The organism is Piscinibacter sp. (genome assembly GCF_050175855.1).
Classification (GTDB): domain Bacteria; phylum Pseudomonadota; class Gammaproteobacteria; order Burkholderiales; family Burkholderiaceae_C; genus Piscinibacter.
Genome location: NZ_JBFXIO010000271.1, coordinates 1 through 7,221, shown reverse-complemented (window position 1 = coordinate 7,221; position 7,221 = coordinate 1). Strand labels below are relative to the sequence as shown.

7 protein-coding genes are annotated in these 7,221 nt (G+C 70.7%); 1 reads left to right on the top strand and 6 read right to left on the bottom strand.

The annotated features are described in order from the left end of the window. The 5 genes from rocF to AB7U92_RS18395 all read right to left on the bottom strand — a co-directional run. A partial coding sequence (rocF, locus tag AB7U92_RS18415) for an arginase (RefSeq protein ID WP_428580221.1) occupies window positions 1-830 on the bottom strand: 830 nt, incomplete at its 3' end. An 8-nt stretch (window positions 831-838) separates the two neighbouring features. Next, window positions 839-1,741 carry an LOG family protein gene (locus AB7U92_RS18410; protein WP_428580218.1) on the bottom strand — a complete coding sequence of 301 codons (903 nt, stop codon included), beginning with the start codon at window positions 1,739-1,741 and terminating at the stop codon, window positions 839-841. 31 nt (window positions 1,742-1,772) lie between these two features. After that, on the bottom strand, window positions 1,773-2,540 hold the full coding sequence (locus AB7U92_RS18405) for a HesA/MoeB/ThiF family protein (RefSeq protein ID WP_428580224.1): 768 nt from the start codon (window positions 2,538-2,540) through the stop codon (window positions 1,773-1,775). Further along, window positions 2,537-3,967 carry a S41 family peptidase gene (locus AB7U92_RS18400; RefSeq protein ID WP_428580215.1) on the bottom strand — a complete coding sequence of 477 codons (1,431 nt, stop codon included), beginning with the start codon at window positions 3,965-3,967 and terminating at the stop codon, window positions 2,537-2,539. The genes AB7U92_RS18405 and AB7U92_RS18400 overlap by 4 nt, the downstream gene beginning before the upstream one ends. A 146-nt stretch (window positions 3,968-4,113) precedes the next feature. Then, the gene (locus tag AB7U92_RS18395; protein ID WP_428580212.1) at window positions 4,114-5,214 is read right to left on the bottom strand and encodes an ABC transporter ATP-binding protein; all 1,101 of its coding nucleotides are present in this window, start codon (window positions 5,212-5,214) and stop codon (window positions 4,114-4,116) included. A gap of 107 nt (window positions 5,215-5,321) precedes the next feature. On the opposite strand from AB7U92_RS18395, the gene AB7U92_RS18390 reads away from it, so the two are divergent. Further along, window positions 5,322-6,935: an ABC transporter permease gene (locus AB7U92_RS18390; RefSeq protein WP_428580209.1), complete on the top strand. Its 1,614-nt coding sequence runs from the start codon at window positions 5,322-5,324 to the stop codon at window positions 6,933-6,935. Between the two features lie 10 nt (window positions 6,936-6,945). Here the strand turns inward: AB7U92_RS18390 and AB7U92_RS18385 are convergent. After that, the coding region (locus tag AB7U92_RS18385; RefSeq protein WP_428580206.1) for a hypothetical protein at window positions 6,946-7,221 on the bottom strand (276 nt) is incomplete at its 5' end.

Genomic DNA, 7,221 nt, shown 5'->3' with positions numbered 1-7,221 from the left:
GCCGGGTTCAGCTCCATCACGTCGAGCGAGGCAAGCCGGCCGGTGTCGGCGATCATCTCCATGCACAGCTGCGCTTCGCGGTAGGTCGGCCCGCCGGGCACCGTGGTTCCCACGCCCGGCGCGATCTCCGGGTCGAGGAAGTCGACGTCGAAGCTCACGTGCAGGTGGGTGTTGGCGTCCAGCGTGGCCAGTGCCAGCTCCATGGCGTGGCGCATGCCGTGCTCGTCGATGAAGCGCATGTCGAAGACTTCCAGGCCCACCTGGTGCACGAAGCGCTTCTCGCCGGGATCGACGCTGCGAATGCCGATCTGGCGCACCCACTTCGGGCTGATCGCCGGCACCTGGCCGCCGATCTCCACCAGTTCCTTCGGGCCGTGGCCGCACAGGCAGGCCACCGGCATGCCGTGGATGTTGCCGCTGGGGGTGAGCTCGCTGGTGTTGAAGTCGGCATGCGCATCGAGCCAGAGCACGCGCAGCTTGCGGCCCGCCTCGCGGCAGTGGCGCGCCACCGCGCTGATCGAGCCGATGCCCAGGCAATGGTCGCCGCCGAGCAGGATGGGCAGCCGCCCGAGCTGCAGCTCGGCGTGGACGGCCTCGTGCACGGCGGTGTTCCAGGCCACCACCTCGGCCAGGTGCCGGTAACCGCCCACCGGGGGCAGCCACGGGTTGGCCGGGCCGGCGAGGTTGCCTCGGTCGACGACCTCCAGCCCGTGCGATTCGAGCACCGGCAGGATCTGCGCCACGCGCAGCGCTTCCGGCCCCATGCTCGCGCCGCGGCTGCCGGCGCCGATGTCGGTGGGGGCGCCGATCAGGCTGACCAGTTTCTTCATCTTGGTCCTCAGACGTCGTCGGCGAACGGGCCGGTGGTGGTCTCGGGCAGGTCGAAGCCGTAGGCCTCGGCCAGCACCTCCCAGGCTTCCTCGGCGGTCTCGACGTAGCGGAACAGGTCGACGTCGCCCGGGCTGATCATGCCGGTCTCGATCAGCCAGTCGAAGTCGATCAGCCGTGTCCAGAACTCGCGGCCGAAAAGCAGGATGGGTCGCTTGCGCGACTTGCCGGTCTGGGTGAGCGTCATCGTCTCGAACAGCTCGTCGAGCGTGCCGAAGCCGCCGGGGAAGCACACCAGCGCGATGCTGCGCATCACGAAGTGCATCTTGCGCAGCGCGAAGTAGTGGAACTGGAAGCACAGCTCCGGCGTGATGAACGGATTGGGCGCCTGCTCGTGCGGCAGCACGATGTTCAGGCCGATGCTCTTGCCGCCGATCTCGTGCGCGCCGCGGTTGCCCGCCTCCATGATGCCGGGGCCGCCGCCGGTGACCACGTAGACCGGGGCCTCCATCTCGCGCGACTTGCGCGTGACGATGGCGGCGAAGCGCCGCGCCTCGTCGTAGTAGCGCGACATGCTCACCGCCATCTCGGCGCGGCGGATCGCTTCGGCGTCGCCCGAGGCGCGCGCCGCCTCCAGGCGGGCGAAGGCGACGTCGGGCGGCAGGATGCGTGCGCTGCCGAAGATCACGATGGTCGAGCGGATGCCGTGCTCGCTCTGGATCATCTCCGGCTTGAGCAGTTCGAGCTGCATGCGCACGGGCCGCAGTTCCTCGCGCAGCAGGAACTCGGTGTCGGTGAAGGCGAGCCGGTAGGCGCTTTCCGGGCCGGCGTAGCGCGACGGCTCGACGGCGGCTTCGGCGTCTTCTTCCGCGGTCGGGAAGTTGCGCGCGGTCAGGTCCTGTTTCTTGTCCATGGCGCGGAGAATACCCGCGGCCGGCCCGCCCTCAGCGCCGTGAGGCGCACACCGGGCACGCGGGAGCGCGCTGCATGCGGATCTCGTTCCACTCCATGGTGCGTGCATCGAGCATCTGCAGCCTGCCGGCCAGCGAACTGCCCACGCCGGCCAGCAGCTTCAGCGCCTCGGCCGCCTGCATGGTGCCGATGATGCCCACCAGCGGCGCGAACACGCCCATCGTCGCGCAGCGCACCTCCTCGAAGGTGGCCTCGGGCGGGAACAGGCAGGCGTAGCAGGGGTTGGCTTCGCCGCGCACGTCGTACACCGAGATCTGGCCGTCGAAGCCGATCGCCGCGCCCGAGACCAGCGGCTTGCGGTGCGCCACGCAGGCGGCGTTGACGGCCTGGCGGGTGGCGAAGTTGTCGCAGCAGTCGAGCACCACGTCGGCCGCGGCCACCAGTTCGTCGAGCCGCCGCGCGTCGGCACGCTCCTGCAGCGCCACCACGCGCACCTCCGGGTTGATCGCCGCGATGGCCTGCGCTGCCGAGCCCACCTTGGGCTGGCCGACGCGAGCCACGGTATGGGCGATCTGCCGCTGCAGGTTGGTCATGTCGACCGTGTCGTGGTCGACGAGGGTGATGGTGCCGACACCGGCGGTGCCGAGGAACAGCGCCACCGGCGAGCCCAGGCCGCCGGCGCCGATCACCAGCGCGTGGCCGGCGAGCAGCCGCGCCTGGCCTTCGACGCCGATCTCGTCGAGCAGGATGTGGCGCGAGTAGCGCAGCAGCTGCGCGTCGCTGAGGTCGGCGTGGCTCAGTTGGTCTGCGCCTCGGCCTTGCGCTCGACGACGGTCTTGCTGACCAGCACCGGCTTGCCCTTCAGGCGGTTCAGCGCCTGGGCGAGCTGGAAGTCCTCGGGGCTTCCGAACTCGGGCAGCGGCTTGATCTCGGCCTTCTTGGCCGCCTCGGCCTCGAGCCTCTTGCGTGCTTCCTCGCGCGCCTTCTCGCGGGCCTCGTCCTTCTGCTCCGCCTGACCGGCGATGTGCTTCTCGAGGTCGGCCTCGCGCACGCGCAGCGCGGCGAACAGGTTGCCTTCGGCGGTCTCGTCGAGCATCACGTCGGGCACGATGCCCTTGGCCTGGATCGAGGCGCCGCTGGGCGTGTAGTAGCGGGCGGTGGTGATCTTCAGCGCGGTGTCGGGGCCGAGCTGGCGCACCGTCTGCACCGAGCCCTTGCCGAAGGTCTGCGAGCCCATGATGGTGGCGCGCTTGTGATCCTGCAGCGCACCGGCGACGATCTCGCTGGCCGAGGCCGAGCCTTCGTTGACGAGCACCACCAGCGGCACCTTCTTCACCGCGTCGGGCAGGCGCTTGAGCGGGTCGCTGCCGCCGCGGCGCAGGTAGTACTCGGGCGAGGCCTTGAAGGTCGCCTTGGAATCGGCGATCTGGCCGTTGGTCGTCACGACGACCACGTCGCTGGGCAGGAAGGCCGAGGAGATCGCCACCGCGCCCTCGAGCAGGCCGCCCGGGTCGTTTCGCAGGTCGAGCACCAGGCCCTTGAGGTTCGGGTCCTGCTTGTACAGGTCCTCCAGCTTGCGGGCGAAATCGTCGACCGTGCGGTCCTGGAACTGGCTCACGCGCAGCCAGCCGTAGCCCGGCTCGACCATCTTGGCGCGCACGCTCTGCACGCGGATCTCCTCGCGCACGATGGTCACAGGGAAGCTGCGGCTCTCGGCCTTGCGGAAGACCGTCAGCACCACCTTGGTGTTGGGCTCGCCGCGCATCTTCTTGACGGCCTGGTCCATGGTCAGGCCCTTGACCACGGTGTCGTCGATCTTGGTGATCAGGTCGCCGCTCTTGAGGCCGGCGCGGAAGGCGGGCGAACCCTCGATTGGCGAGACCACCTTGACCAGACCGTCTTCCATGCCGATCTCGATGCCCACGCCGACGAAGCGGCCGCTGGTGCCCTCACGGAATTCCTTGAAGCTCTTCTTGTCGAAGAACTGCGAATGCGGGTCGAGGCCGGAGACCATGCCGGCGATGGCGTCATTGATGAGCTTCTTCTCGTCGACCGGCTCGACGTAGTCGCTCTTGACCATGCCGAACACTGCCGCGAGCTGCTGCAGTTCCTCGAGCGGCAGGGCCGACACCGAGCTGCGGGCGATCGCCTGGAACTGCATGGTGGTCAGCGCACCGGCGACGGCGCCCAGTGCCAACCAGCCAGCGACCTTGAGTTTGCTACCCATTCACGACCCCTTCACACCCGCGCGCATGCCCCGTGGGCACGCTTGAACGGCCAGTATAGGACGCGGGTCGCGCTTGGAGGCGCGGCCGCCCGGGAAAGTTGCACGTGGCGAGCGGCTTTCCGGCAACGCCGTGCAACCGCGCCCGATCAGGCCTTCTCGCGATGGAAGGTGACCACGTGGTCGACCTCCGGGCGGATGCCGATCCACTCGCCGATCTGGTGGTCGTGGTGCGAGGGCACGTGGGCCAGCACCTTGTCGCCGCTGGCCAGCCGCAGCGTGTAGAGGAACTCGGCGCCGCGGAAGGCCTTGCTCTCGATGCGCGCCTTCACCGGCGCGGCGTCGTCGTGGACGATGTCGTCGGCGCGCAGCAGCACTTCGCATTCGCCCTCGGGGTAGGCCTCGGGCATCGGGCACTCGGCCACGTCGGTCAGGTCGCCCAGTGGCGTGCGCACGATGCAGTTGCAGTGGCCGTCCTGCGGCACGCCGTGCGAGACGATCCTGGCCGGCGTGAACACGCCGTGGCCGATGAAGTCGGCGACAAAGCGGGTCGCAGGCCGGTGGTAGAGCGTGTAGGCGTCGTCCCACTGCTCGAGCCGGCCTCGGTGCATCACGCCGATCAGTTCGCCGACCGCGAAGGCCTCCATCTGGTCGTGGGTGACGAACAGCGCGGTGGTGCCCGCCTGCTTGAGGATCGCGCGCAGTTCCTGGGCGAGGCGCTCGCGCAGGTCGACGTCGAGGCTGGAGAACGGTTCGTCCAGCAGCAGCAGCCGCGGGTTGGGCGCCAGCGCCCGCGCCAGCGCGATGCGCTGCTGCTGGCCGCCGGAGAGCTGGTGCGGCGCGCGCCGGGCGGCGTGGGCCAGGCCGACCAGGTCGAGCACCTCAAGGGTGCGGGCGCGGCGCTGGGCGGCCGGCAGGTGGCGGATGCCGAAGTCGACGTTGGCCTCCACGCTCAGGTGCGGGAACAGCGCGTAGTCCTGGAACACCATGCCGATGCGCCGCGCCTCGGGGGCGACGTGCACGCCCGCGGCGGCGTCGGCCAGCACCTCGCCGTCGATCACGATGCGGCCTGCCGCCAGCCGCTCCAGGCCAGCCACCGCGCGCAGCAGCGAGGTCTTGCCGCATCCCGACGGGCCGATCAGCACGCCGATCTCGCCGCGGCGCAGCCCCAGCGAAACCTCCTGCACCGCGGCGCGGGCCGCTGTGCTGCCGGGGTAGGTGACGGAGGCGTGCTCGATGGCGAGGAACATCGCCCTATCATATCGGGCCTTCCGCAAGAACAAGAATCGTTCGCAAGTGGCTTGCGCCCGGTCAAGCCGTGCGGAAGCCGCCTGCGCCCGCCCCGACCCTCCGCGCCATGTCCCGCCTGCTGACGCTCGCCTGCCTGCTGCTCGCCGTGCCCGTGCTGGGCGTGCTCGGCTCGTGGGCGGCGCTCGATGCGGCCAGCCTCGCCGTGCTGCGCCACCAGCTCGACACCGTGCTGCCGGAGTACGCGCTGAATTCGCTGCTGCTGGCGGCGGCGGTGGCCGTCGGCGTGGCGCTGCTCGGCGGCGCCACGGCGGCGCTGGTGGCGTTGTTCGAGTTTCCGCTGCGGCGCGTGTTCGAGTGGGCGCTGCTGCTGCCGCTGGCGATGCCGGCCTACGTGCTCGCCTACGCCGCCACCGACTTCCTCCAGTTCAGCGGCCCGCTGCAGACCTGGCTGCGCAGCGTCACCGGCGCCCAGGGCGCGCTGTGGCCCGATGTGCGCAGCCTGTGGGGCGCGGCGGTGATGTTCGTGCTCTGCCTGTACCCCTATGTCTACCTGCTGACGCGGGCGGCGCTGAGCGAGCGCGCCGTGCCGCTGATGGAGGCGGCGCGGCTCCTGGGCGCCGGAACGCTGCGCCGCGTGCGCGAGGTGGCGCTGCCGCTGGCGCGGCCGGCGCTGGCCGCCGGCGTGGCGCTGGCGCTGATGGAGACGCTGGCCGACTACGGCGTCGGTGCCTATTTCGGACTGTCCACCTTCACCACCGGCATCTACAAGGCCTGGCTGGTGATGGTCGACCGCGACGCCGCCGCACAGCTGGCCTCGGTGCTGCTGGTGCTGGTGGCCCTGCTGCTGTGGGTGGAGCAGCGTGCGCAGAAGCGCCTGCGCTTCGCCGCCACGCGCACCGGCGCTGCCCATGCCGCCGAGGCCCGGCCGATCGCACTGAACGGCGGCCGCGCGGCGCTGGCCGTTGCGCTGTGCGCGCTGCCGGTGCTGCTGGGCTTCGTGCTGCCGGTGCTGGTGCTGCTGCGGCTGGTCTGGCTGGAGGCGGCCCACGCCGAGTTCGGCCTGCCGCTGGCGCGCTTCGCCCAATGGGCCTGGACCAGCTTCAAGCTCGCCGGGCTGGCTGCCGTGATGGCCACCGCAGCGGCCCTGGCGCTGGGCTTCGCGCTGCGCCTGCGCGAGAGCACGGCGCTGCGCGCCGCCGCCCGCGTGGTCTCGCTCGGCTACGCGGTGCCGGGCGCGGTGATCGCGGTGGGCATCCTGCTGCCGGTGGGCTGGCTGCAGACGCACGTGCCGCAGCTGGGCACCACGGCGCTGGTCACCGGCACGGTGTTCGGCCTGATGTATGCCTACCTGGTGCGCTTCTCGGCGGTGGCGTTGCAGTCGGTCGAGGCCGGATATGCGCGCGTGCCGCCGTCGGTCGACGAAACGGCGCGCATGCTCGGCGCCTCGCGACAGCGCCTGTTCGCCGAACTGCATGCACCCTTGCTGCGCCGTGCCGGCATCGCGGCGATGCTGCTGGTGTTCGTCGACGTGATGAAGGAACTGCCGGCCACGCTGGTGCTGCGCCCCTTCAACAGCGACACGCTGGCGGTGGTGGCCTACCAGCTGGCGCGCGATGAGCGGCTCGGCGAGGCGGCGCTGCCCTCGCTGGCCATCGTGGCCGTCGGGCTGATCCCGGTGCTGATGCTGTCGCGTTCGCTGCGGCCCGACCCGGCCGCCTGAACCCCTGCGCTCAGCGCTTGGAGTTCATGAACTCCTCGATCAGATCGCCGGGCAGGGTGTCCATCGGCGCTTCGCTGACGCGCACGCCGCCGAGCAGCTCGAGCGACGAGGCCAGCCAGCCGTTCTCGCGCGGATCCACGGTCGACTTCGGTGCCGCGGGAGTGGCGACCGCCTGCTTCGGATCCACGTATTCGCCGTGGGGCGCATTGGCGGTGTTCCGCCAGACCAGCTTGGCCGGTTGCTGCTTGTTCGCCGTGAATCGCGCCATGGTGGACTGCCCCTCGCA

Coding starts and splice junctions, on each gene's coding strand:
- AB7U92_RS18390 (WP_428580209.1), top strand. CDS start 5,322: ATGTCCCGCCTGCTGACGCTCGCCTGCCTGCTGCTCGCCGTGCCCGTG.
- AB7U92_RS18410 (WP_428580218.1), bottom strand. CDS start 1,741: ATGGACAAGAAACAGGACCTGACCGCGCGCAACTTCCCGACCGCGGAA.
- AB7U92_RS18400 (WP_428580215.1), bottom strand. CDS start 3,967: ATGGGTAGCAAACTCAAGGTCGCTGGCTGGTTGGCACTGGGCGCCGTC.
- AB7U92_RS18395 (WP_428580212.1), bottom strand. CDS start 5,214: ATGTTCCTCGCCATCGAGCACGCCTCCGTCACCTACCCCGGCAGCACA.